1 protein-coding gene is annotated in these 1,272 nt (G+C 61.6%); it reads left to right on the plus strand.

The features are described from left to right. Positions 1-64: 64 nt before the first annotated feature. Positions 65-1,254, plus strand: a protein-coding gene (locus NKH37_RS33965) for an IS3 family transposase (protein ID WP_353042583.1) whose coding sequence is annotated in 2 segments (ribosomal slippage) — positions 65-323 and positions 323-1,254 — 1,191 coding nt in all. Because the reading frame shifts where the segments join, the coding sequence is not laid out codon by codon here. Positions 1,255-1,272: the final 18 nt, after the last annotated feature.

Here is a 1,272-nt window from a genome sequence, read left to right on the forward strand (position 1 = left end):
TGACGTTGCCCCTTTGGCTTAATCCGGTTTGAAGTTCGCTCTGGCCCAACGTGAGGACCAGAGAATGAAGCGCAGCCGTTTCAGTGAAGAGCAGATCATCGGGATTTTGAAGGAGCACGAGGCCGGAGTTTCGGTGGCCGATCTGTGCCGCAAGCACGGGGTCAGCGACGCCAGCATCTACAAATGGAAGGCGAAGTATGGCGGCATGGATGTGTCGGAAGCGAAGCGGCTGAAGACGCTGGAGGATGAGAACGCTCGTCTGAAGCGGCTCCTGGCGGACGCCATGCTCGACAATGCCGCTTTGAAGGATCTTCTCGGAAAAAAATGGTGACGCCCGCTGCCGAGCGAGAGGCTGTCGCGCATCTTCGAACGGCATTCGAGATGAGCGAGCGGCGGGCGTGCAAGACCATCGGCTGCTGCCGGATGACGGTTCGCCACAAGGCGAGCCGTGGCGACGATGGTGACCTGCGGGAGCGGATGAAGGCGATCTCGCATGAGCGCCGGCGCTTCGGCTATCGCCGCCTGCACGTGCTGCTGCGGCGGGAAGGTTATGTGGTCAATCACAAGCGTCTGTTCCGGCTCTATCGCGAGGAGAAGCTTGCCGTTCGGCGCCGTGGCGGCCGCAAGCGGGCCATTGGAACGCGGGCACCGATGATGGTCCCCGTTGCGCCCAACGACCGTTGGTCACTGGACTTCGTGTCGGATCAGCTGACCGATGGCCGTCGCTTCCGGATATTGACCGTCGTCGACGACTGCACGCGCGAGTGCCTGGGGTTGGTCGCGGATACGTCTCTGTCCGGCGTGAGGGTTGCCCGCGAACTCGATCGGCTCATGATCGAACGCGGCAAGCCGAAGATGGTGGTCAGTGACAATGGCAGCGAACTGACGAGCAATGCGATCCTTGCCTGGGCCGATGCAAGCCGCGTGGACTGGCATTATATCGCGCCGGGCAAGCCAATGCAGAACGGCTTCATCGAAAGCTTCAACGGTCGCCTCCGTGACGAACTGCTGAACGAGATGCTGTTCACCTCATTGGCGCAGGCTCGCGCGGTCTTGGCCAGTTGGCGGTCGGATTACAACATCAATCGCCCACATTCGCGGCTCGGATGGCAGACCCCCTTCGAGTTCGCCCACACCTTCACCCCGCGACGGGACACAGCGCTGCGCACCATGATCAGCTCCGCGCCTGTGCCCGTCGCTCAAACCGCCCAACAGGGCAACAATGATCGCCGGAGCGAACTCAGGATTGGATAAAACTTGGGGGCAACGTCA

It is taken from the genome of Mesorhizobium sp. M1217, from assembly GCF_040318275.1.
Taxonomy (GTDB): domain Bacteria; phylum Pseudomonadota; class Alphaproteobacteria; order Rhizobiales; family Rhizobiaceae; genus Mesorhizobium.